This window comes from Leptothoe sp. PORK10 BA2, assembly GCF_034932105.1.
Classification (GTDB): Bacteria; Cyanobacteriota; Cyanobacteriia; order Phormidesmidales; family Phormidesmidaceae; genus Leptothoe.
On sequence record NZ_JAYGIG010000132.1, the window covers coordinates 18,834 to 43,764 of the forward strand.

At 50.1% G+C, this 24,931-nt stretch carries 20 protein-coding genes; 7 read left to right on the top strand and 13 right to left on the bottom strand.

Annotated features, from left to right (window positions below; all coding sequences use genetic code 11):
- Nucleotides 1-46: 46 nt before the first annotated feature.
- The 3 genes from VB741_RS21300 to VB741_RS21310 all read right to left on the bottom strand — a co-directional run bounded on the left by VB741_RS21300 (nucleotide 47) and on the right by VB741_RS21310 (nucleotide 2,063).
- On the bottom strand, nucleotides 47-727 hold the full coding sequence (locus tag VB741_RS21300) for a hypothetical protein (protein ID WP_323367222.1): 681 nt from the start codon (nucleotides 725-727) through the stop codon (nucleotides 47-49).
- 218 nt (nucleotides 728-945) lie between these two features.
- Nucleotides 946-1,338, bottom strand: coding sequence for a hypothetical protein (locus VB741_RS21305; RefSeq protein ID WP_323367223.1), 393 nt, complete (start codon nucleotides 1,336-1,338; stop codon nucleotides 946-948).
- 566 nt (nucleotides 1,339-1,904) lie between these two features.
- The gene (locus VB741_RS21310; protein WP_323367224.1) at nucleotides 1,905-2,063 is read right to left on the bottom strand and encodes a hypothetical protein; all 159 of its coding nucleotides are present in this window, start codon (nucleotides 2,061-2,063) and stop codon (nucleotides 1,905-1,907) included.
- A 13-nt stretch (nucleotides 2,064-2,076) separates the two neighbouring features.
- On the opposite strand from VB741_RS21310, the gene VB741_RS21315 reads away from it, so the two are divergent.
- From VB741_RS21315 to VB741_RS21330, 4 genes are all read left to right on the top strand, one after another.
- Nucleotides 2,077-2,253, top strand: a complete 177-nt coding sequence (locus tag VB741_RS21315) for a host attachment protein (RefSeq protein ID WP_323367225.1) — start codon at nucleotides 2,077-2,079, stop codon at nucleotides 2,251-2,253.
- A gap of 839 nt (nucleotides 2,254-3,092) precedes the next feature.
- Entirely contained in the window at nucleotides 3,093-6,038 is a 2,946-nt protein-coding gene (gene pgmB / locus VB741_RS21320; RefSeq protein WP_323367226.1) for a beta-phosphoglucomutase, read from the top strand.
- Nucleotides 6,039-6,486: 448 nt separating this feature from the next.
- On the top strand, nucleotides 6,487-7,563 hold the full coding sequence (locus VB741_RS21325) for a glycosyltransferase family 4 protein (protein WP_323367227.1): 1,077 nt from the start codon (nucleotides 6,487-6,489) through the stop codon (nucleotides 7,561-7,563).
- A gap of 333 nt (nucleotides 7,564-7,896) precedes the next feature.
- Nucleotides 7,897-8,091, top strand: coding sequence for a hypothetical protein (locus tag VB741_RS21330; protein ID WP_323367228.1), 195 nt, complete (start codon nucleotides 7,897-7,899; stop codon nucleotides 8,089-8,091).
- A 171-nt stretch (nucleotides 8,092-8,262) separates the two neighbouring features.
- On the opposite strand, the gene VB741_RS21335 is transcribed toward VB741_RS21330, so the two are convergent.
- Both VB741_RS21335 and VB741_RS21340 read right to left on the bottom strand, forming a co-directional pair.
- Nucleotides 8,263-10,323, bottom strand: coding sequence for a prolyl oligopeptidase family serine peptidase (locus VB741_RS21335; RefSeq protein WP_323367229.1), 2,061 nt, complete (start codon nucleotides 10,321-10,323; stop codon nucleotides 8,263-8,265).
- Nucleotides 10,324-10,426: 103 nt separating this feature from the next.
- Nucleotides 10,427-11,680, bottom strand: coding sequence for a lipid-A-disaccharide synthase (locus VB741_RS21340; RefSeq protein ID WP_323367230.1), 1,254 nt, complete (start codon nucleotides 11,678-11,680; stop codon nucleotides 10,427-10,429).
- Nucleotides 11,681-11,834: 154 nt separating this feature from the next.
- Between VB741_RS21340 and larB the strand changes: the two genes are divergently transcribed.
- Nucleotides 11,835-12,629, top strand: a complete 795-nt coding sequence (gene larB, locus VB741_RS21345) for a nickel pincer cofactor biosynthesis protein LarB (protein ID WP_323367231.1) — start codon at nucleotides 11,835-11,837, stop codon at nucleotides 12,627-12,629.
- Between the two features lie 435 nt (nucleotides 12,630-13,064).
- On the opposite strand, the gene VB741_RS21350 is transcribed toward larB, so the two are convergent.
- From VB741_RS21350 to VB741_RS21370, 5 genes are all read right to left on the bottom strand, one after another.
- Entirely contained in the window at nucleotides 13,065-16,661 is a 3,597-nt protein-coding gene (locus VB741_RS21350) for a leucine-rich repeat protein (protein ID WP_323367232.1), read from the bottom strand.
- A gap of 271 nt (nucleotides 16,662-16,932) precedes the next feature.
- Nucleotides 16,933-17,127 (bottom strand): hypothetical protein, encoded by a 195-nt coding sequence (locus VB741_RS21355; RefSeq protein ID WP_323367233.1) that lies wholly within the window; start codon nucleotides 17,125-17,127, stop codon nucleotides 16,933-16,935.
- Nucleotides 17,124-19,418, bottom strand: a complete 2,295-nt coding sequence (locus VB741_RS21360) for a heavy metal translocating P-type ATPase (RefSeq protein WP_323367234.1) — start codon at nucleotides 19,416-19,418, stop codon at nucleotides 17,124-17,126. The genes VB741_RS21355 and VB741_RS21360 overlap by 4 nt, the downstream gene beginning before the upstream one ends.
- Before the next feature lie 35 nt (nucleotides 19,419-19,453).
- Nucleotides 19,454-19,651, bottom strand: a complete 198-nt coding sequence (locus tag VB741_RS21365; RefSeq protein WP_323367235.1) for a heavy-metal-associated domain-containing protein — start codon at nucleotides 19,649-19,651, stop codon at nucleotides 19,454-19,456.
- A 113-nt stretch (nucleotides 19,652-19,764) separates the two neighbouring features.
- Entirely contained in the window at nucleotides 19,765-21,072 is a 1,308-nt protein-coding gene (locus VB741_RS21370; protein ID WP_323367236.1) for a hemolysin family protein, read from the bottom strand.
- Nucleotides 21,073-21,502: 430 nt separating this feature from the next.
- Between VB741_RS21370 and VB741_RS21375 the strand changes: the two genes are divergently transcribed.
- Together VB741_RS21375 and VB741_RS21380 are read left to right on the top strand one after the other, a co-directional pair.
- Nucleotides 21,503-21,859, top strand: coding sequence for a hypothetical protein (locus tag VB741_RS21375; protein WP_323367237.1), 357 nt, complete (start codon nucleotides 21,503-21,505; stop codon nucleotides 21,857-21,859).
- A 101-nt stretch (nucleotides 21,860-21,960) separates the two neighbouring features.
- Nucleotides 21,961-22,914, top strand: coding sequence for an alpha/beta hydrolase (locus tag VB741_RS21380; protein WP_323367238.1), 954 nt, complete (start codon nucleotides 21,961-21,963; stop codon nucleotides 22,912-22,914).
- Between the two features lie 98 nt (nucleotides 22,915-23,012).
- Here the strand turns inward: VB741_RS21380 and VB741_RS21385 are convergent, their stop codons facing one another.
- The 3 genes from VB741_RS21385 to VB741_RS21395 all read right to left on the bottom strand — a co-directional run bounded on the left by VB741_RS21385 (nucleotide 23,013) and on the right by VB741_RS21395 (nucleotide 24,718).
- Nucleotides 23,013-23,393, bottom strand: a complete 381-nt coding sequence (locus tag VB741_RS21385; protein WP_323367239.1) for an alr0857 family protein — start codon at nucleotides 23,391-23,393, stop codon at nucleotides 23,013-23,015.
- Nucleotides 23,394-23,568: 175 nt separating this feature from the next.
- Nucleotides 23,569-23,799, bottom strand: a complete 231-nt coding sequence (locus tag VB741_RS21390) for a hypothetical protein (RefSeq protein ID WP_323367240.1) — start codon at nucleotides 23,797-23,799, stop codon at nucleotides 23,569-23,571.
- A gap of 238 nt (nucleotides 23,800-24,037) precedes the next feature.
- A complete protein-coding gene (locus VB741_RS21395; protein WP_323367241.1) occupies nucleotides 24,038-24,718 on the bottom strand; it encodes a hypothetical protein in 681 nt (226 codons plus the stop codon).
- Nucleotides 24,719-24,931 lie beyond the last annotated feature (213 nt).

A 24,931-nucleotide genomic window follows, 5' to 3' on the forward strand; every position in this document is an offset into this window, starting at 1 on the left:
TAAGGCGACTACAACCCTACGGTAAATAGATTACAGCTCAGCCCTATTACAGCCCCAAGAGAGACCCCAGGCTGGAAAAAATCTGGGCATAGAAGTTGCCATCAATCTCGGGCCGAAATACCTGGAAGGGTTCGTTTGGAGCGCCAAAAAAGGGCCGCAGGGTCCACCCTAGCTGGGAGCCCACCAAGGCATATAACCCCAACCAACCCAGCAATAGTCGGTTGCGCATTTTGTCCGACTTTGCTTCTTCCCCGACAATTTGGCGCATTCCATGGTAGAACAAGCGCACTCCAATCACTCCAGTCAGTCCCATCACCGCCACATTCAGCAGCAAGAAAAAGTTGTATCCCTGAATTGAGATCAGGAAGAAGAGCACCACTGGCGCAAAACTGAATAAAAGTACACTAATCACCGCCACGGCGGTCATCAGCATGGCGGTATATTGGCGAAAATTGAGCTTGGAGCCAAAGAGAATATCGAAAAAGAAGAGGGTGGGCAGACAAATGCCCAGGGTAATTAAATATAGGGCTGGCAGCTTGATTGCCGAAGACGCCATTTGTAGCCAGCTGCTGGAGGAACCAATAATGGCTCCGTATATACCAAAGAAAATACAGCTGACCACCAGGAGCGAAAAGATTTTGCGCTCTAGTTTGACATCTTGGCGGATGTCCTCGAGGAACTGGTTGCGATCGCGCAATAACCGAATCAAAACTGCAAAATGTTTCATGTGATGCCTACTGGAATAACTTCAAGAACGCTCCGCCCAGAGCTACATATCGACAACTCACAATTTCGCACGGCAAAAAATCAGGCCAAGGTATGGGGTTACCTTGGCCTAATTGCGAGCTAATTTCTAGCTAATTTCTATTTACGGTCTAACTACAGGGGGCCTAGGCCCTCACCCTGATGCCTAGATTTCTATGAACAATTTCCCCAACGATGTCCCTAGGAACCCTGGGCCTTCAGCTGATCAATTTCCTGGCGAATGGCCGAAAGCTGCTCCGTCAGAGCCTTGAGCTCAGCCTGAATGCCCGTGTCTACAACAGGCTTAGCTACCGTATTAACGGTGGTATTGCTGGCTGGGGACGGCGCAAATGGGTTAGGCCACTGACCACCAAAACTACTGCTGACGTTATCCACAAAATCCCGAGCTTCTTTCTCGGTTTGCGCACCTTTTACCTCAAGTTCATCGGCCAGACGGTCAAAATCTGTACCAATATTGGAAAATTTGCTAGCGGAAGCCTGGGGGTCTTGAATCGCGTCCACCGCAGATGCTGCAGCGCCTAGGGAAACCCGAAAGCTTTTTTGAATAAATTCGGTAAAAGTATCAAAGTTCATGGCCAAGTCGATATAAACGCCTAATCATCGTTTTATGTCGGAGCATTCATTATAAACACAATAACCACACCTGAACGGTCTTACCCAGAGCCAGACACATAGCTCAATACCCCATGGCTCAGTATCCTGTCCTAAAGCCCTGAACACTGCTGGGCTAGCCAGCCAATCCACCAAAGTTTGCCGCCATGGGGTTGGGCTTGAAAGAGATCGACCCTTGACTCACTAACCATCAGCTAACCAAGCCTTTAGTAAGGTTTCGACAAAAACTTTTACCATGTATTTTTTTAATCAAAAAATAAGATTCGCAAAAATTAAGCAAATGATACATATTTTTCTAAAGTATGAATAAATACTTCACCCTATTAAACCTGTAGCAACAGCTGCTAAGTCAACAGAATTCCACTGCTAGAATCGATGTGATTTCCCATACAAATAACTAGGATCTAGGCATGCGCTCATATCTCGTTACGGTTGTAGATGGTGTCCAAGCTCGCTTTTTTACCCTTGCAGCCGCTGAGTTATCTGACGAAGAACAGCCAGGCCCTCACTTAAGTGAGCACAGTAGTCTAAATAATGCTGAGAAAATCATTGCCAACAACAACATTGGGCGAAAACATCATGGCAATCGCCATGAAAAAACAACTCAGTCTCAAGAAACAAACCGACGTTTTGCCCATCAAGTCCTGCAGCACATTAGTGCCGTCAATGAAAACTTTGCTGGACAAAATCTGAATCTTAGTGGCAGAGCCCCACATCCTAGGCAACCTGCGAGAGGCTGTCCAAAGTCACTTACCCTCTACCATGGTTGTCAGCGAACTCGCAAAGGACCTTTGCCGCTTAAACGCCCACGATCTGCAAAAGTATCTGGCCAGTAAACAGCTACTGCCCACATCTAAACGGATATCCAGTCGATAATCTAGTCCTATAGAACGGGTCACTTTCAAGCAAATACTTGACTGAGCAGAGAAAGGTAGACGATCGCTCCTCTCTGCTCTTTATTGGCAATTTATTAGAACTATTCAAAGCAACATAAACCTTGTCTAACTCGAAACCTGGAGTTGCCCTCACCCTAAATCCCTCTCCCCTCGGGAGAGGGACTTTGACGTTTTTTTTGGCTCTTCGTCTCTTCGCGAGACGCTTTGCATTGGTTTAGCTCACAAACCACACCTTGTCGACTTCAAATAAATTCATGTACATGTAACAATAAAAAAACAGATATTTCAATTTGCTGTATTTGGAGTTGGTTTCATTTAAATCAATAAACTGGTTTTGGATCTCAAATTATTCTGAGGATCAACAACGCCAAGTTATATCCATCAAACAGTCATCAAAATGAGCCCAGGATAGATCTATCCTGGGCTTTTGTCAGATGTAAACTGTATCTGATAGCCTCAGGAAAATTATCACACCAAGCTGTTGCCTAATTCAAAGGGCCATTCAAACACTTTAAAGATCATCTTAATATTGTTCACTCAGATTCTCGCCATTTAAGCAACTCATCTTGAGAACTTTTATAGGCCTAGATCGTCTCAGTAGGACATGGGAATCTGAAGTTGTTTTGAGCATTAGGTTGCAGTGTTAATGCCTTGGCAGAAGTAATGCTCCTAGGTTAACCCAGGGGAATATTAGTCCTTGGTCAAACTGTAACAACGTATTTTTTAATTCATTTAATATTTCTCTAATATTTCTCACAACGAGACTGTGCAACTCAGCTGTCCTGTCTGTTTAACCACTCTTGGAGTCCGGGCGTAATAATGGTCAAAACTCATCAAACACCATCTCAGCCAACATTCGCAAACGTTTCTGATAGCTATCAGTATCAGCCCTGGTCTATTACTGAAACCCATCTAGATGTTAGTCGCCTCAATCAACGCGAAACTGTCTTTACCATTGGCAATGGTTATTTAGGAACCCGGGGCAATTTTGAAGAAGGGTATGGCTCCAGCCTGCCCATGACTTTAATCCACGGTGTATATGACGATGTGCCAGTCATGTATACAGAACTGGCAAACTGTCCAGATTGGTTATCCCTGGCGTTTTTGATCGAGGGGGAAAGATTCACCCTCGATACCGGGGAAATACTTGCCTATGAACGCACCCTCGATGTTCGCTGTGGGTTATTAACTCGCCATATCACTTGGCGTAGTCCCCAGGGTAAAGAACTCACCTTTCGCTTTGAACGCTTTGCCAGTTTGGCCGATTGTCACCAGCTCAACCTACGCTGTGAGGTCACCCCCCTCAACTTCACCGGGGCCATCGAGGTGCGGGCCAGTCTCAATGGCTATCCGGCCAATCAGGGATACAACCATTGGGCCATTGTCGATCAGGGGCAACGGGGTGAACATGTATGGCTGCACACCAAAACCCAGCAAACGCAGATCGATGTGGCCATGGCCATGGGATTAAGAGTTTTAGGGTTAGGGCAGTCGGCGACCATTGACTCTTTGGTATTGCCGGGATATCCCACCTGGGTGGCTCGGTATCAAGGACAGCCCCACCAGACCGTTACCTTTGAAAAACAGGTGGTTGTCTTTTCTTCCCATGAGCAGCCTGCTCCCCTGGCGGCGGCCCTGGACCATGGGACGCCATCCTACGAGCAAAGTAAGCTGGCCCACATCCACGCGTGGAATAACCTTTGGGACCAGTGTGATGTTCTGATTGAGGGAGATGTGCGTGCCCAGTTTGCCCTGCGGTATAGCCTATTTCAGATTTTAATTTGCGCCCCGGCTGAGGATGAGCACGTTAGCATTCCGGCCAAAACGTTATCGGGGACGGGGTATCGGGGCCATGTTTTTTGGGATACGGAGCTGTTTATTTTGCCCTTCCTGGTGTATACCCAGCCCCAAACTGCCCGTAACCTGTTGACCTATCGTTACCACACCCTGGCGGGAGCCCGACGCAAGGCCCATCACTATGGCTACAAGGGTGCCATGTTTGCCTGGGAAAGTGCGGCATCGGGTGATGAGGTTACACCTCGGTGGGCGGTGCCCCGGGATCCCTATGGGCAGGATGTGCGAATTTGGTGCCGCGATCGCGCCCTCCACATCACCGCTGATATCGCCTATGCCAGTTGGCAATATTGGCGGGCCACCGGTGACGACCATTGGATGGCTTGCTACGGGGCGGAAATGATTTTGGATGGGGCCCAGTTTTGGACCAGTCGCGTCACCCACAATCCCCTGGCGGATCGCTATGAAATCTGCGAGGTGGTCGGCCCGGACGAGTATCACGAAAAGGTCGATAACAACGCCTACACCAACCGCATGGTGCAATGGCATCTAGATAAGGCCATCCAGCTTTATGACTGGCTACAGCACCATGATCCTCAGCGGGCAGCTCACCTGGATCAACAGTTGGGCATTAGCGATCGCCAGCGGGCTCGTTGGCAGGACATCGTTGACCATATCTGGATCCCCATGCAGGGAGACCTGGTCGAACAGTGCGACGGCTTTTTTGAGCTGCAGGATATTGACCTCGCTAGCTATGAGCCTCGTACCCTTTCGATGCATAGCATTTTGGGCGTTGAGCAGTCTAACCACTATCAGGTGCTGAAGCAACCCGATGTGCTGATGCTGATGTATCTGATGCGGGCTGCCCAGGAATTTCCCTACGGGCATCTGGAGCAAAACTGGAACTACTATGCTCCCCGCACCGATATCACCTATGGGTCTTCCCTCGGACCGACCATCCATGCGGTTTTGGCGGCTGATTTGGGCCTAGCCGACGAGGCCTATGATCGGTTTATGCAGGCTGTGTTGGTTGACCTGGAAGATGTGCGGGGCAATGCCGCTGAGGGTATCCATGGGGCATCTGCGGGCAGCGTCTGGCAGGCGGCCATTCTAGGCTTTGGTGGGGTCAAGTTCACCGACCAGGGACCGGTGGCCAACCCCCATTTACCCGCAGGTTGGACGCGGCTAAAGTTTAAGCTGCAGTGGCGGGGTAACTGGTACCACTTTGATCTCCAGCCAGACCACGGCACCGTGGCACCGGCTGCCTTTGTGCCCCTGAGCTGTGCCACCGTCGATATCCGGGGGGTGATCTTTGATTTAGACGGTGTTTTGACGGATACGGCTGAGTTCCACTATCAGGCTTGGCAGCAATTGGCCGATGAAATCGGGGTGCCCTTTAATCGGGAGATCAATGAATCCTTGCGGGGGGTATCCCGGCAAGATTCGCTGCTGAGAATTTTGGGCGACCACCAGTATTCAGCCTCTGAGCTGGAGGTCATGATGGTGCGCAAAAATGATCATTACACCCAGCTGATTGAGCAGATCAATCCTGCCCATGTGCTGCCGGGGGTGATCAGGTTGCTGGATCAGCTCCAGCAAGCGGGAATCAAGTTGGCAGTAGGGTCAGCGAGCAAAAATGCCCGGGCCGTCATCCAGCGTTTGGGGATTGAGTCTCGATTTGATGCGATCGCAGATGGCCATAGTGTCACCCGTTCCAAACCGGCACCGGACCTATTTCTATATGCCGCCCAGCAATTGCAGCTGCCCCCCCATCAATGCATCGTCATTGAAGATGCAGCGGCAGGGGTGGAGGCTGCGATCGCAGCTGGCATGTGGACCGTGGGCCTGGGACCAGCCGAACGGGTAGGCAAAGCCGCGTTGGTTCTGCCTAATCTGTCCAATAGTCATTGGCTACCCCAGAGCCATTGGCCCACGATGGTGGACCAACTCAAACAGGCTATCGGTAACTGACACCGACGGCATCGGCCAGATTGAAGGCAAAGCCCAACCCCCATAGTGTTGGTTCCATGGCACCTGCACCGGCTTTGCCGTCAACCCCGTCAACCAACCTAACCCCCAGGGATTTGTAGACATACACAATCCCTGGGGGTATTTACTGCGCTAATGATCTCTAACCTGAGCCGCCCTAACTACAAACGTAAAGCCAAAAAGTTCGCAAGAGCAGACAGTATAGACTAATACAAAAAAATCTTAAAAAAGGGCTTAATCCCTTATACAGAGAGGCTTAAGTAGCTTTATTGACAATCCTCAAATATTAATTAAATATAAATATCTTTCTAAAAGTGATAAGAAATGCGTTTACTCTTGAAGTAAGGTTAAAACAAGTCAACTTAAGTAATTTGTCGTTAATTTTTTGTTTTTCAAACACTTTTCATAACAACAAAGGAGACATAAGCGTATGCGAATTGCTCAGGTTGCCCCTCTCTGGGAGCCAGTACCACCCCGAGGGTATGGCGGCATCGAGTTAGTTGTTGCTTTGTTGACCGATGGTTTGGTGGAACAGGGACATGATGTAACACTCTTTGCATCCGGTGATTCTCACACCAAAGCAAAATTAGAAACTGTTGTTCCCAACGCACTGCGGCTTGACCCAAACGGCGCAGATGTGACTGTAAGCGAAATGATGCAGACAACTCATTTGCTGGAAATTGCCGATCAGTTTGACCTGATCCATTGTCACACGTGGATACCACCATTTCCTTTGGTAAAGTACATCAAGCCCCCCATTGTCTACACATTGCACGGTAACTTTACCCCTCAAAATGAGGCACTTTATAGGCAACACAAAGATTTAAACTTGATCAGTATTAGCGACTCTCAGCGTCATCCTCTGACGGATTTGAACTATGTCGCTACCGTTTATAACGGCATCAATACCAATCACTACAGTTTTTACCCTGAATCGAACACAGACGAGCCCTACCTGGCCTTCTTAGGGCGCATGTCTCCCCAGAAAGGTCCCCATCTCGCCATCGAAATCGCCCGCCGCAGTGGTTGGAAACTGATCATGGCCGGAAAGGTGGATAAGGTGGACGTTGACTTTTTTGAAAAAGAAGTTAAACCCCATATTGATGGAGAGCAAATTGTCTTCTTAGGAGAAGTCAACCACACCCAGAAAATGGACCTCATGGGGAATGCAGCTGTGACGCTGTTCCCCATTACTTGGCAAGAACCGTTTGGTCTGGTGATGGTAGAGTCCATGGCCACCGGCACCCCTGTTCTAGGCATGAACCTGGGTGCAGTGCCAGAGGTGATTAAAAACGATGTGGCTGGTTTTGTGTGTGATTCTGTGGATGAAATGCTAGTCAAGTTACCAGCAGCCCTAGAGCTGGATCGTCAGGTCTGTCGTGACTATGTCGTCAGCCGGTTTGGGGTGAAGAGAATGGTAGACGATTATGTAAAGGCCTACGAAAAAGTATGGTCAGTTAAAGCGTCTAGCAACGGTCATCGTCATAGTGCGATGGTCAACGCTTAACGAGGCTGCTGGAGTTTAGTCCCTGGTGAAAGATAGCTATCGGGGACTTTAACACCAGCAGTTCCCTGTTGGTCGTTGCTGATCCTCGGGATAGTTTTACCTGCAAAACGCTTTCACATAGCACTTTCAACAGGTTAATTCATCCCCTGGGTACCAACTCAAGGCGGGACGTTTTCGCAAGGATAGTATTCAGGAGTCAGGAGTCAGGAATCAGGGCCTCAATGGCTTCTGGCTTCTGGCCCCTGATTCCCCACCTATCCAGGATTTCTCGGCCTAAATTGATACCCCATTCCCTGAATCAGTAACGTCAATTGTTGTTTAAGAGGATTTTTTATGCTGATGGAATTGTGCCCATGCTGCGGTGTCAAATTGTTGCGCCATGCCAATAAATCTGGAGCTTATTTACGCTGTGGCAGTTGTCGATTGGAAATACCTGAAGAGTTGCCATCCGCTACTGAGGCAAACTCTAAGCTGACAAACCAGATGGATGATGATTTAGAAACTGCTCAGACAACGACAGCCGCTTAGAAGCGCGTTCTGGGAGTTGATTGGTTTTTGAAAATTGTTGACTGAATAGAAAAGCTGCAACCAAACAACCTTGGTCGCAGCTTTTTGGTTTAAGGCGGTTCCGTTCGCACTTTTAACGGATACAACGTTTTAGCAATGCATTCAGCGGTTTGCTATATAAACAGAAGAGTCTCACACCTTTAAAACTTTTCCTTCTCTATCCAGGGTTTTGGCTAAAAAGGCCCACTTGTCAGCCACCTCCTCAATTAGCTTAGCCGTCGGTTTGCCCGCCCCATGGCCGGCCTTAGTATCAATGCGAATCAACACCGGATTGTCTCCTTGATGGGCTGCCTGTAACGCCGCTGCAAATTTAAAACTATGGGCTGGCACCACCCGATCATCGTGGTCGGCCGTTGTAATCAGGGTGGCAGGATAACTGCCAGGGGTCAAATTATGCAGGGGAGAATAGGCATACAGGGCCTCAAACTCTTCGGGGTTTTGAGGAGAACCATAGTCACTTTCCCAAGCCCAGCCAATGGTGAACTGGTTAAACCTGAGCATATCCATTACCCCCACTGCCGGTAGGGCTGCCGCAAATAGGTCGGGGCGTTGAATCATGCAGGCCCCCACCAGTAGCCCACCGTTACTCCCCCCCATAATCCCCAGGTGTTCAGGCTGGGTATAGTTGTTGTCCACTAACCATTCTGCCGCCGCAATAAAGTCGTCAAAAACATTTTGCTTATTCAGCTTAGTTCCGGCCTGGTGCCAGGTTTCGCCATATTCTCCGCCGCCCCGCAGGTTGGCCACCGCATAGATCCCCCCCAGTTCCATCCATACCAGGTTACCCACCGAGAAACTGGGACTCAGGGAGATATTAAACCCACCATAGCCATAGAGCAGGGTGGGTGTTTTTCCGTTGAGGGTAATGCCCTTTTTATGGGTAATAAACAGGGGAATGGAGGTGCCATCCTTGCTGGGGTAGAACACCTGCTGGGTTTCGTATTGACTGGGATCAAAGGCAACCTGGGCCTCCCGAAACAGGCTTTGTGCTCCGGTGACTAGGTTATAGCGGTAGATCCGACTGGGGACCGTAAAACTGGAGAACTGATAGAATGTCTCCGTATCTTCTTTTTTGCCATCGAACCCACCGGCTGAGCCAATGCCTGGCAGTTCCAGGGTGCGCAGGGGCTGCCCTTGAAGATCAAATATTTGGATGGTGGTGTAGGCATCCTTGAGATAATTGACCACAAACTGATGGTTCAGCAGGCTGACGGAATCAAGGGTTTCTGCTGCCTCGGGAATAATCTCCTGGGGTTTGTTGCCCTGGGTTAAATCTAGGGCAATCACCCGACCTCGGGACGCGTCTAAATCTGTTCGGAACCAGAAGGTGGTGCCGGCGCTATCGATCAGGCTGTAGGAGGCTTCAAAGTTGCTAATTAGCTCGATCACCTCACCCTGGTCGGCTTGCAGATCTTGATAAAAAATCAGGTTCTTGCGTTCGGTGCCTCGCCACACAGAAATGATCAGGTAACGGCCATCGCTGGTCACCTGTCCTTGGAAACCCCATTCCTTCTCATCCGGGCGTTCATACACCAGCCGATCCTCGGCCTGGGGCGTCCCTAGGCGGTGGTAAAAGAGTTTTTGGTAGTAGTTAACCTCTTCAAACTGAGAGTCGGCGGCAGGTTCGTCGTAGCGGCTATAGAAAAAGCCCTGGTTGTCGTGGCTCCAGGCTGCCCCCGAAAACTTACTCCACTTCAGATGATCGGCGGTATCCTGGCCCGTTTCAATGTCCCGCACCCGCCATTCTAGCCAGTCCGAGCCGGAGCTGGAAAGGCTGTAGGCCAAGTAGCGTCCATCTTCGCTGATGGCGGTACTGCCCAGGGCAACGGTGCCATCGGCGGACAGGGTATTGGGGTCCAGCAGGACCACCGACTCTGCTTCTAGGAAGGCCTGGGTGTAGAGCACCGCCTGGTTTTGCAATCCGTCGTTCTTGAAGTAAAAGTAGCGGCCCCCCTGCTTAAACGGCACGCTATAGCGTTCATAGTTCCAGAGTTCCGTCAGCCGTTGCCGCAGGGGTTCAACGGTGGGGAGTTCGCCCAGGTAGCCAAAGGTGACTTCGTTTTGCGCTGCGACCCAAGCCTTCGTTTCATCGGAATTGGGGTCTTCGAGCCAGCGGTAGGGGTCGGGAACGGTGGTGCCGTGGTAGGTGTCGGTTTGGTCGCAACGGCGGGTGGAGGGATATGGGAGAGCCATGGGGTAAACGGAAAGCGGCAAGGGCAGAGGGAGGGGGCAGAAGGGAGGGCGGTGCCCGCCAATCCGGCAATGGGCAGGCGGGCGGCGCCGACCAATCCATCGTTTACGGGTAGTTTAACGTTTCAAGAATTAATTGAGTAAACCGGCGGGCGGCTCCAGAGGGACCGCGCAGATTACGGAGGTTTTGGGCCATGGCTTCCAGTTGGTCTGGGTGATTGAGGTAGGTGGAGATGCGATCGCACACATCCCCAGCCGTAATCCGCCCCAGCAGTTCCGGCACCACCTCTTCCTTGGCCCATATATTCGGCCAGGCAAACCGGCGGTTGGTCCGTTGGATGTAGGCAAAGGCCACAGTGTTAATCAATTTTGTCAGCCCGGTACCGACGACGGGCAATTGACAGAGCAATCCCCAAAAACCGTCCCAGGTGCGCATGACATCCAGCTGCTGGGTGGGGAGCAGCACCACCATGGGAACCGCTAGGGACCCCAGCTGGGCGGTATTGGCTCCGACGGTAGTGACGCAGAGGGTACAACGTTTGAGCAAGGTATGGGCGGGGAAGTCGGTCCACAGCCTGACATTGGGACCGTCTTTAATTTGGAAATAGGGGAGACCGTCATCTGGGGTCACCAGCTGGGCATGGGGGCCTTCCATCACCTCAACAGTGGAGTTTTGGGCAGGGTCGGCATACTGGGCCAAAATATTTGGGGTGACGGTAGGAGCAACGGGGATGATGAATTCGAGGGTGGGATGGATTTGGTGCAGTTGTTGAGCAATCGCCAAGGATAACGGCACCCCAGGCCGCAGTTTATCCGGCTTGGACCCTGGCATTAGACCAATGACCTGGGTCCCTGGGGCAAAGGGCAGCTCTGTAATTTCTACAGACTCCACATCCGCCATCAGATCCCCCACCACCGTCAGCTTGGGTTGATACTTGGCAGGAACGTTCGTGCCTGCCTGCATCATGCCAAAGCGGTCTACCCAGTTGAGCCAGCGGGGCTGCCATTCCGCATAAACCACCGTTCGGTAGCCCAGGCGTTTGGCCGCCCACACCGCATAGAGCTGATCGCCACCCAGGAAGACCACTACTCCTTGGCGGTGCCAGGTCCAATCCTCAGCCGTTTTCCCCGACAGGATGAACTGAAAAAAATCCCCTGGACCCTGGACCCGGTCCACTTCCCCATAGGACCTGAGGGAATCGGTTTCGCCGCCTGAGGCATGGGGGCAGGGGGACAACATCACCGACAGCCGCATTTTTTCATGGTCCGGCTCCTGCTGGCGCAGCTGCTGCACCACAGGCTTAACCCAGGTGGAAACTTCGCCGGGGCCATTGGTCAAAATTAGGACATCTACCGCCATCGGTTTATGGGTTCCCAAGGCATTTCAAGGGTCACATTAACATGTCTAAAGGTAGGCCGTGCCCACCCGGAAAACTCCGCTCAGCCAACTGGACTGCTGCATGTCATGGAAAAACGCTAGCCTATATGGGTTATTTCACCTTTCATTGATCCCCGTGACCCAGCCCGCAGCCCTCCGTGATTTGTTAACTGCCGTTGCCCAAGGGCAACTAAGCCCAGATACTGCCTTTGATAAGCTCAAGCATTTGGAGTATCAGTCGGTTGATGATTTTGCCAAGATTGATCATCATCGCCAGCTGCGGACGGGATTTCCGGAGGTGATCTGGGGACAGGATAAGACGGTGGAGCAGCTGGTAAAAATCTTTCAGGCGATGGAGCCGGAGCATCCGGTGGTGATGGCAACGCGCATAGCCCCTGAGGTTTACGGGCAGTTGCAAGAGTTGTTGCCAAATTTACGATATTACGAGATGGCTCGCATTTGTGCGTTGCAGCCAGATGTTGTGGCAACAGACTATCCGGGCACCATTGCCATTCTTACAGCGGGGACGGCGGATCTGCCGGTGGCAGCAGAAGCGGCGGTGACGTTAGAGCTGTCGGGCTTTCAGGTGGAGCGGCTATGGGACGTAGGAGTGGCGGGCATCCATCGGTTGTTGAACAATCGGGCGGTAATTGACAGTGCCGATGTGTTGATTGTTGTGGCGGGAATGGAGGGGGCGTTACCGAGTGTTGTGGCGGGGTTGGCGGACTGTCCGGTGATTGCGGTGCCGACCAGTGTGGGCTATGGGGCTAGTTTTGGCGGGGTGTCGGCCTTGTTGACCATGTTGAACTCTTGCGCGGCGGGAATTGGGGTGATGAATATTGACAATGGGTTTGGGGCGGCGGTGTTGGCGGGGCAGATCCTGCGTACGGCAGCAAGGGTTGGGAAATCTGTTAGAAGCTCAGCTGGTTGATCTATAGTCGATGAACGAGGTGAAGGCCCCAATAAAATTAGTGGGGCCGCTTTGCGAACCCTCCATCAGTTTCTAGAAAAAGAAGACCCCGAGAAAGTTTGGGGTGGCTTGACTAGGACAACAACGCCTGAGGGTGATGTGTTGTGGTTATGCAAGGAACATATAAAAGAGCTTTATCCCACATCTTCGTAGGGGACCCATCCTGGAGTTCCTCTTAGGAGGGGGGGCTGGAGACCCACCCCGGAGCCCCTCCTAGGAGGGGAGAGTTATTGATGAATCGTGCAAGTTTTGGAAGGAGAGCTCTGTGTAGGGGACCCACCCCGGAGATCCTTCTAGGAGGGTTGGGTTGGAGACCCACCCCGGAGCCCCTCCTAGGAGGGGAGAGTTATTGGGTAATTGGGTAAGTTTTGGGAAGAGGGCTCTGTATGAGTTATGTCAATCTTCTGTAAATGCTTTGATGCCTTCAATCACAATTTTGGCAACGGGATGGTCTATGGCCTGGTTAAAGGCTTCAACACTAGATGCTTTGAGGGCTTTTACAGCTCGTGACTTTAGGGTAGTATCCTGCTGAATTTGGGCCAAAGCCTCATCTTTGATTTTACTCTGCCCTTTAGAAGAGTTAGGATTGTACTCTTCCGATAGTTCGTCGAGTAAGGCTTTGATGTCTTGGGCTGCCTGGGCAAGATCTTGATTGTTGATGATCTGGGTACCAATTTTATCACCGTGGACATTGTCACCAATGATGTTATCGCCTGTACCGTACTGGTTATAAGTATTACCCATGGAAGCCTCCTGTGAAATATTAAATGGGAAAAATAAATTAATCGCTTGAGCTGGCGCATGGACTGCATCAATCATAGGCATAGGCACTTTACCCATCATGGGCTGTGTCGCTAACATGTCGTTGAATGGGTCCTGGAATAGTCCCTCATCATTATTATAGTCTCTCCGTTCCGGGCGTTCCTGTCGTCCTGGTCTGATTCGACTGGTCTCGTAGCCAACAGATTGTTGAGGTGGGGGATTGGTCACATCATCAATCAGTCGACGGACGTTTACCATCTGGTAACTTTTTTGACATTGAATCGTCGTTTGACCATCATTCAAAAACTGGATCAATGTTTTAAAAGCATAATCATAGGGATGCTGACTACCATGGCAATTTGTGCAGTTACATGGAATAAATGCTTTATAACCCAGTCGTTCGTAAGAATCATGGATTTTCTCAAGTTCATGGACAACAACGGTAAATAAAGCCTTTTTACTTTTGCCAGAAACACGCAATCGGATTTCACCCTGATGATAATATTCAATAATCTCTGCTCTGGCCATAGCGTCAGTAATAATCACCCCGTTTTTCCATACCAAAGAATCTTCGATTTTTTTATGCATTTCCACAATAAAGCGGGTGAGAATGCCTTTAGGCATAAACTCATACTTAAACCGGAGGATGATATTTTCATTTTCGTCCCAATCGTATTTGGGCTGGCTAATTGATAGCAGGGAAGGGGCAATATAGGTGCCTTTTGCGTTGGGAATTTCATAGCACAGCTTGAACTTCATCATCAGCTGTAGCAGTTCATCCCGCATATCTATATATTTCTCCTCACTCCAGATCTCCATTAGATCTGCATCGGTAAATTGCCCCTGGTTTGCTTGGACTTGTTTATTATCAAATACTTTGTAGGCTGCAGTGGTACCCCATTCTGGATTTAAGATAACCGTCTTTTTGAGGAGTTTATCATCTTGAAAATGTAAGCATACCCCCAGATCATGGAGGTATCCACTCAGGTTAAGCATTTGTTGTCTGTCGGTAAACCCTTGAATTTTACACAGCTCACAGTATTCTTCCACCGTAATGTGATTGCGATTTGCATTTTTACTGTAATTTTCAAGGGCAGACCGTACTTTGACCCAAATACCTGGCAGAACTGTGCCCACATGGGGTAAATCAATTACCTGTTTTTTAATCGCTTCTTTAATGTCAGACAGTCCGCGATTATCAGATAGATTAGTCGATAAGATTTTCTGTAAGTTGGTAAACTGTCCCCTCATCTGACGTTCATTAATCTCGCACTGGCGATCTTGCCTCTCATTTTTGACAATAATCACGGGGCTATTGTCACTGAGCAGCTCAATCACCTTGAGCCAGTAGTAAAAGTCAGTATCTACTTTGCGGGTATCAGCCACCAACACATATAGGGACCGTTTAGTCAGGAAAAACTGATGGGTAGCATGGTAGATTTCCTGTCCGCCAAAGTCCCACATGTTTAAACGAAATGAGTCGTTATCTGGCTGATCAAATTTCCAACGAATAACATCTATCCCTTCCGTAGACTTTTCAGCTTCCTTAAGTTCATATTTTTCATCCTGGATTTTTTTGGCTAGGGATGTTTTACCCGCTCCCCCTTCACCAACCACTAACATTTTAGCTTCAAAAAGCTTGGCAGAAACCGGATCCTGTTGCGCAGAAAAGTAAAAATCTAAAATCTCCTCAGGTTTCTTAGTCGCTTTTGAATCCAGAATTTCCGGTGGAATAGGCAGTGGGTTTCCCTGCAAGTTTAGGGCATCTAACTGTTTAAGAGCTTGAGCAGTTGCAGGCAGCTTATTCAATAAATTACTAGAAAGATTAAGCTTTTTAAGCTTTTTAAGCTGTGGCAACCACTCTGGTAAATTTGTTAGCCGATTCTTACGTAGATCAAGTTCTTCTAGCTCTGACAAATTTGCAAGGCATTGCGGTATCTCAGATAAACTTAAACCATCAAGATCAAGAATTTTTAGGTTAGTTAATTTACCAATACAGTTGGGCAATTCTATAAATTGATTAGTGTGAAGAGAAAGTTCTTTCAGCTCTACCAGCTGTCCTAACCACTCGGGCACCTCAGTCAATTGATTGGCTGATAAGAAGAGTTTTTCCAACTTTGTCAACTGAGCTAGAGCGTCAGGTACTGTGGTGAGTTGATTGGAGCTGAGAAGTAGTTCTTTCAGCTCTACCAGCTGTCCTAACCACTCGGGCACCTCAGTCAATTGATTGCCCCATAAGGAGAGTATTTCCAACTTTGTCAACTGAGCTAGGGCGTCAGGAACTGTGGTGAGTTGATTGGAGCTGAGATAGAGTTCTTTCAGCTCTACCAGCTGTCCTAACCACTCGGGTACCTCAGTCAATTGATTAGTGTCCAGATCAAGTCTGTGAAGCCGGGTTAACTGGGATAAGGATTCAGGAATATTAGTAAGTTGATTGTTACTAACATCAAGCTTTCTCAACTTAGTTAGTTGTCCTATCCACTTAGGTATTGCCGTTAACTTCAGCCCCTGAATGTCTAGAACCCTCAAGTCATCTAGTACTATTAACCACTCTGGTAAATCTGATAGAGGATTTTCCCCAATGTAGAGTTCTCTTAAACAAGGCAATTGACTAATCCACTGGGGCAACTCACTTAACTGCAAACCACCAATTCCAAGAGTTTTCAGATTAACTAGCTTTGCCAATGATTCTGATAATTGATTTAATGGATTTTTCCTTAGGAATAATCCTCTTAAATTAGTTAGATTACCTAAGCAATCAGGTAAGTGATTTAAATTATTGTTATTACAGCCAAGCCACCACAGTTGATCAAGCTGAGAGATCCATTCAGGTATCTCTTCACATCGATTATCGTCAAAGCGAAATGTCCTTAAATACCTAAGATGAGAAACTGCTTCAGGGATCTTCCTGAAATTGTTATCTTCAATAAAAATCGCTTTTAATTTCGTTAAGCTCGATATCGACTCTGGCAACTCCGTCAGCCGATTCCCAGACAAATACAAAGCCTCCAGATTCTCTAACTGCCCAATCTCCTCCGGCAGCTTCGACAAAGAATTACCCTCATCCGTCTCATCCTTACGATTCCATTTTCTTAACTTCAGCACCTTCAGCTGAGTCAGCTTCCCAATCTCTGGCGGCAGTTCCGTCAACCCCTGGCCCGACAAATCCAGCTTTTTCCAACCCTCTTCCGCCGCCCGATCAATCAGTTCCAGCAGTTCAGCACGATCCATAGTAACCAAGGGGGAAATAAACGCCAAGTAACTATCTAAAATTTAAGCATGCTACAAAAGTGCTTAAGCAAAACTTTAGACAGCATATTATTGGTCAAATCTTAACCCTCAATCCCCTAAATAGCCTAATAGCTTTATATTCTTTTTGTTTCCTACTGCTGCCGCTGCACTGAGACATCTCATCAGTTTGCTATTCCCTAAAACCCAGCGTAATGGGTTCTCCTGAATGGCATATTTAGCCCAAAGCATGAAGGTGTTCTTTAAGGGTACCTTATTTTTTATTAAACAGAAACCACCAAAGTTCTAAGCCAATTAACCCCAGACCCACCAGGGTTACCCCCAGCCTCAATCCCAACGACTGATCGATGGACTGAAAATCTCCCCCTGTCGCCATTACCATGGGAGTAAAGGCCACCAACAGACCTAGGCCAAATAAAAGCATTAATAACCAAGATCGAATATTCATAGGTGTATCCCCTGGGGTCTAAACTTTCTCAGCCGGAGGGCATTGGTCACTACAGAAACAGAACTAAAGGCCATGGCAGCCCCCGCAATCATGGGATTCAACAACCAGCCAAAGACAGGATAGAGAATCCCAGCAGCGATGGGAATACCCACCACGTTATAAATAAATGCAAAGAACAGATTTTGACGGATATTAGCCATAGTGGCTTTACTGAGCTGAATGGCAGTAGCAATGCCCATGAGATCCCCTGAGATCAGGGTGATATCACTGGCTGCGATCGCAACATCCGTTCCCGTCCCAATCGCAATCCCCACATCCGCCTGGGCCAATGCCGGAGCATCATTAATCCCATCCCCCACCATCGCCACACCGTTCCCCAGCCGTTTGTCCCTAGATCTACCCTCAGCCTGCAGCTGTTGCACCAGGGCCGCCTTTTCACCAGGGTGAACCTGGGCAAAGTACCGCTGAATCCCCACCGCCTGGGCAATGGCCGCCGCTGTTTGGGGGTTATCCCCCGTCAGCATCACCACCTCTAGCCCCATGCGCTGCAACGCTAAGACAGCCCTAGCCGATGTCGGCTTTAACTCATCGGCAATTCCCAAGAGACCCTCCACCTTGCCATCCACCGCAATCCAGGCGGTGGTCTTAGCCGCTGCGGCCCAGGCCTGTCCTGAAGACTGCAAAGGTCCAGTATCAAACCCTAGGGCATCCATCCAGGCGGCGGTGCCAATGTGGACCCGCTGACCGTGGATAGTGCCCTGGACACCGCTGCCCACCACGGCTCCAAAATCCTCCACTGGGGGTAGGCCGCCCACTCCTTGGGCCTTAGCATAGGCCACAATGGCAGCGGCCAGGGGGTGTTCTGAATTGTTCTCAACAGCTGCTGCTAACCGCAACAGTTTAATCTCATTCCCCTGGGTCGTTTTCCTCACCGTCAGGTAGTTTGTCACCGTGGGATTGCCCTGGGTGAGGGTGCCGGTTTTATCCACCACTACGGTCTTTAGCCGGTGGGCCAGTTCTAAACTCTCGGCATCCTTGATCAAGATCCCATTTTCGGCCCCTTTGCCCGTGCCCACCATAATGGAGGTGGGGGTGGCCAACCCTAGGGCGCAGGGACAAGCAATAATCAACACACCGACGGTGGTGAGCAAGGCCAGGGTGGTATTGCCCGTGAGGTTAAACCACAGGAGAAAAGTGAGAATTGCGATCGCAATCACCACCGGCACAAACAACCCCGTCACCTGATCCGCCAGCTTTTGAATCGGAGCTTTAGACCCCTGGGCCGCCTGCACCAGCTGCACAATCTGGGCCAGCACCGTATCCTTACCCACCCGCGCCGCCCGCAAACGAAAACTCCCCGTTTTATTAATCGTCGCCCCAATCACCGCATCCCCGGCCCCTTTTTCCACCGGCATCGGCTCCCCCGTCACCATGGATTCATCCACCGTAGAGCTGCCCGCCACCACCTCTCCATCCACCGGAATCTTCTCCCCAGGGCGAACCACCACAATGTCACCCACCACCACCGCCTCAAGGGCCATCTCCACCTCTATCTCCACCCCATTCTCCTGGCGGATCACCCTGGCCATGGTAGGCTGCAGCCCCATCAGCTGACGGATAGCATCAGAGGTATGGCCCCGAGCCCGATTTTCCAAATAGCGCCCCAGCAACAACAGGGCAATAATCACCACCGCCGCTTCGTAATACACATCTGGGGCCAACCCCTGGGTCACCAAAACCTGGGGAAACAGCGTCACAAACAGCGAATAGCCATAGGCGGTGCCCGTCCCCAGCACCACCAGAGTATTCATATTGGCAGACCGATGGCGCAACGCTTTCCAAGCACCAACAAAAAAGGATTGACCACACCACACCAGCACCGGCGTTGCCAACACCAGCTGGACCCAGGCATGGTGGAGCACCATAGGCCAACCGGGCAGGGACAGGCCGAGCATAGCAGGCAACATGCCCACCACAAGCACAATGCCAACAACACTGCTCACCACCACCCGCCGCAAGAGAGCCCGCTGTCGCTGTCCTTCGGCCTGGACATCATCAGTCACCCCTAGGGCCAAAGCCTCCACCACCGATGCTTCATAGCCCGCATCGGCCACAGCGGTTTGGATCCTATGGAGGCTAGTGCTCCCCTCGTCGTAGTCCACCCTGGCCTGCTCAGTCGCAAAATTCACTTGGGCCTGATGCACCCCCGGCACCTGCCGAATGGCAGATTCTACCGCATTGGCACAGGCCGCGCAGCTCATCCCCTTTAAAGCCAGCGTCGTTGTCGTCATGGTCGTTACCCCTTACCTCTCGCAGCTACCCGAATTTAGGCAGCTGGTGGATACCCCGCCTTCTCCAAGGCAGCTCGAATCGCTGTTTCTGCGGCTTCCGTTTCAACATCCACCTGCTTAGTTTTCGGGTCAGCCGTCACCGTCGCATTCCCGTCCAAAGCTTTCACCGCATTTGTGATGTTCTTCGCACAGACATCACAGGCCATATTAGGCACCGTTAGCTGGATTGTCATAGGCTTACTCTCAATGAACTATTGCCAAACTACCCCTAGCCTAAACCCTATAGTTGACTAGAGAGTCTAGGGGGTCGATCCCATTCCTGGGTTGAGAATGACCAATAGCCTTCCTACCCTTCATCCGGTAAACAACCCGTTGTCTCTGGAGTCACCAGGACCTTATCCACCCGATTCCCATCCATGTCCATGACTTCCACCGTAAAACCATTCCACACAAACCGATCCGTCGCATTCGGAATGCGACCCAACTGATGAATCACCAATCCCCCTAGGGTGTAGTAACTGGCGGTTTTATCAGAAAAATCCCCCAGCCCCAGACAACGATGAACATCCTCCATACTCATCAAACCCTCCAGCAACCAAGAGCCATCCTCTCGTTGCCGGGGGTGATCCATCGGTTCATCCAGGGCTGGGGCATCTCCCACCAGGGCCTCAAGAATATCCCAGAGGGTAACCAGGCCCTGAATGATGCCATATTCATCCACAACGAGGGCGGTATGTACCCGTGAGCGTTTGAACTGTTCAAGCAGAGGTAGCGATCGCGAAATTTCTGGAATCACCAAGGGTTGTTCCAAACCCACGGTCAAGTCCAGGGGCTGATCATGAAGGGCTCCGGCGAGCAGGGAATTCACACTGATAAATCCCAGATTATTGTCTAAAGTGCCCTGACAGACAGGGAGACGGCGATAGTGACTACCGATGACTTTGCTCTGATTTTCCTCAGCTGTGTCCTCCAAATCGAGCCAGAGAATTTCTGGTCGTGGAGTCATAATGGACGAAACCGGCCGATCCCCCAGCCGAATCACCCGCTCCATAATTTCCCGCTCAGCCACCTCCAGGGTGCCTGCCTCCGTACCCTGCTTAATAAAGGCACGGATTTCAGCTTCGGTAACGCTGGGACTATGGTCGGCCTCAATATTCAGCAGCCGAACCACTAAATTCGTCGAAAAACTAAGCAGAGCAACGATGGGAGCGGCCAGTTTTGACAACGTGGTCATGGGCCGAGCAATCACCTTAGCAATCGCCTCGGGCATGGTGAGGGCCAGCTGCTTGGGCACCAGTTCACCCAAAATCAGGGATAGATAGGTGATGGTAGCCACCACCAGAATAAAGGCGAGCTGCTCGGCATAGGCGGCGATGGGCGGGACCTGGCTTAAGAATTCGGCCACCGGTCCCGATAGGGCTGGCCCCCCAAAAGCACCACTAAAAATGCTGATTAAGGTAATGCCCACCTGCACAGTGGAGAAAAAGTTATCGGGACGTTGGGATAACTTCAGGGCCACTTGGGCGTTGCGATCGCCCCTGATGGCCGACTGTTCCAAACGAACCTTGCGAGCTGAGACGATGGCCAGCTCAGACATGGCAAAAATGCCATTGGCAATGATTAACGCCAGAACGATGAGGATATTAGTGAGCATAAGGCCTAGGGAGCAGCTGAGTAGTTATCGTACTACTAGCCTATGGCCTTATGCTCACTAGTGCTGATAGCCCACTTGCCCTACTCCACGCTTGGGGAATGTCAACGGCGAACGAGCAGCCTTGCTCCTATAGTGGGGCCGCACTGAGTTTTCAACCCAGCGTGGGTTTCAGCTGCATCACCAACGTGGGGGCAAGATCTGAGATGTCGTTGTTTGGCCAACGAGTGACTCTATTATCCTCAGAGCCGTAATCCTGAGCCGCTCTATCCTGAGCCGCGTTCTGAATGTTGTAAGAAGTAACGAACAATAGTCAACTATAGCCAAAGATGTCCTAACTATAGGACATTGATCAGAGCCAGTGTGCTCGGGCCACCATGCGTCGCTAGCCCAGTTGCACCATACTCATGCATATCAGGTAGCGTGATCCAACATGTTAGATATTGAATTTTTTAGCGGCGATAAGCAACCCATGTGCCGAGTAGAAGTAGCCGACACGTTTTTACTCTGGCTAGCGCGCACTGACTTTGCCCGGATTGGCGAAGAAACTGCTACGGACCTATCGATTAATGGTGAGTCCTTCACCTTGCCCCTAGTGCCGTTAGCCCCCTTAACCCGAAAGACGTTTATCGAGTTTTTTACCGAAGCGGTGGTGATCCATACCAAGGAAATACTTTTACAGTTGGATCAAAATAGTCCCCAGACTGAGCTAATTTATCGGCTGAAAAAGCTCATTGAGCTACTGGATTGCCTGAAAAATGAAGAGTACCAGTATTTGCAGCGGGTTTAAGCTGGGCTGGGCCACATCCCCTATAATGACCTGTCCGGAGAATGGGACGATGCTCGTGGAGATCCGCATAGAGTCGGTATGAATCTTCAGGAGATGATCTAATGTATGTAGTCACCAATCGAATTCTGCAACCATCAGCTCCGCCAGAGGAGCGCTTTGGGACGACGTTTAATCCTATGGGTCCCAATGAACTGAGGCTGGCGGAAGCTAAAAAAATTGGAAATCGTTGGCAGGTTGATATTTTGAGTGACCGCGTCACCTACAACGGTGAGCAGATGTGGGCCAGCGAAGCTGCATTCCTAAAAGCACAGAAGCGGATGTGTCAGAATCATACCGATGCGCTGTTTTTCGTCCATGGGTTTAATACAGACTTCAATAATGCCCTGGAAAGTGCCTATCGCATAGAACAGCTCTATAACCTGGAGGTGATTCTTTTCACCTGGCCCTCCAATGGTGGCGGTACGATTGATGGACTGTCTAGCTATCAAGATGATAAGCGAGATGCGGTTTTGTCCATTGGGGCGTTGGACCGATGCTTTGAAAAGCTGGCCGCTTACTTTATAAAATATGCGGACCAAGCCTGTAAACGAAGGTTTAACCTGGCGCTGCACAGCATGGGAAATTATCTCTTTAAGCGGTTGTTGGAATCTTCGATTTATCAGGGAGAGACACTGCTGTTTGACAATATTGTCATGCTGGCTGCTGATGTGAATAATGAAGGCCATGCCGACTGGGTGGATCGGGTACGTTTTCGCAATCGGTTGTTTATTACCATCAATGAAGATGATGCGGCCTTGGCAGCATCTAAGGCTTTGGCTGGGGATGAACAAAAGGCTCGGTTGGGCCATTGGTCACGGAATTTGAGCGCCCGCAATGCGACGTATTTGGATTTTACCGACTCGGCGAATATTCAAGCGCACCATAATTATTTCTCGGATGATAGCGCATTGCAGAATGAGAGAATTAAGGAAGTCTTTAAACTGGCCTTTAGCGGCGAGAAAGCAGAACGTGGCTTGGCATTTGATGCGGGGACCGGGGCCTATCGGATATTGTAAATGCCAGTCCAACCATAGATGATGGCTGAGCAAAGCTATGGGGTCTAGCCAACTGCTGAATGTATTCAGCAGTTGGCTAGACCTCTCTTCAGCCCCTACTAATAGGCAGTTTGGAATTGATTCCCTTGCCACAGCTGATAAATCAGCCGTTCGAGCTCGGGGGCGAGGACTGAAATAAAGGTACCAGATTCAGCATTGGAGCTATTTGCCATCCAGGTACCCTTGAGGCTGACTTCAACGCATTCCTCATCGGCGGGGGTTAGGTCAATGGTGTCTGTGGTGTCGGTTTTTAGCATGGACTCGAGACAAGTCATACCCAGCGTCTCCACAGGTAGCAAAAAGCTGGCCCGACTGGGCTCTAAATGAAAGGGTTCACCAATACTCATGGCTAACATGACTCGTTGGATGGCAACCACATCTGAGGATGCAGCAATCGTTTCGACAAATAAGCCGCAATCTGTATAGTTCAGCTTCAACACAGCTGACAATCTCCATGGATGAGTAGATCAGTTACATGCCAGTGGGGGCAACGGTTGTGCCGGTTCTCAATATAGAAAGATGGGCCAAGGCGATGACGGGTGAGGGGGGAAGCACTGTGGGCATAGCTCACCAGACGATCGTTTGCGTCCTAAATTTCTAAATCAACACCGCACATTAAGCTATCTGCTTTCTACAGCAATTTTCTGCAAAATTACTGATTGGATAGTTCGGGGCCTTGGGGCGTCGTCTGAGTTTGATCAGCCTAGCCCGGAGACGCATGGGCTCCGGAAACTCCAGGGTGGGGTTGTGCGATCGCATCTGCCAGATTTTTCCGATCAGCTCTAGGAGTCCGACTTGGCCCGTGACTAACGGCACAGTTGCTCGCTTTAGGTTAATTCGTGCCATGGTATGGATAGTTCTTGGCAAAGAGGATAAGGGACGATTGGTCAGCAATACGTGTATGTACGGGTGTAATGACAGGGCTAAGCAGGTTGAAAGCCCATTTTTTACAATTTTTGTAACCGTCCCTTGGTCAGCAATACGTATATGTACGGGTGTAATGCCAGGGCTAAGCAGGTTGAAAGCCCATTTTTTACAATTTTTGTAACCGTCCCTAGGGTGACTGATGAATTTTAAAATTTGGTTAGGCACCGGAAACGCGATAGAGATTGGCTCGTCCCCGCTTGCCCATCAGCTCGATTAAACTTGCTTTCCGGAGAAAGTACACCATCTTCTGGGCCAAATCTCTCCTCATGGTCGCTGCTTCTGCTAAATCTTGGGTTGTAAATAACTCCAGCCCCTGGGGCAGAAACCCTAACCAATCTGCCGAGGTGGCGAACAATCGCTGGTCCACAACCTCCAGCAATCGTCGCTCTTCAGTGCACCACCCACGCCGGCGCCACCTACGTTTGTCATGGTGTCGCCGCACCTCCTCTTCCTTAATTAACAACACCTCCAGAGAAAAATTTAGATGGGATGCCAACAGGGGAAGACTCACCATTTCCCGAAACACATCCTCCATCCGTCCCCTTTTGGGTGATTTGCGGCGATGGCTGATCTGCCCCTCTTCCTTAGCTAGCTTAATGATCCATTTCTCCTGGGCAATGGGATAGATCAACCGCACCTGATGTGAACCTAGGAGTTTTGTCAGTTTTGGTTTAATGGATGAGAAATTACCCGTCTGGATTTCTAGCAACTGATCATTGCGGACAATATCAATGACAAACCCATCCAGGGCGACTTCCAATTGATCCCCCGGCTGGCTATACCATGCCTTGAGGGATGCATGGAGTGGTTTTTCATTGAGTAGTCCAATCCCTGGCATTGCAATCCGTACGATGATTGTTTTCGGGTGTCTAATATCCTAGGCTCCCATGGGATTTTACTGCATCATTTGATGGTCCTAAAAACGTAAAGATTCAGGGGGGTCAGTCTCCTTCAGGGATCAATGAAGGTGCAGGAGAACCATGTCGAGAGGCTTTTAACGCATCGGTCAGGAAGTCAAAGATCGAGCGTTTCTGAGCCTTTAAGCTGGTAA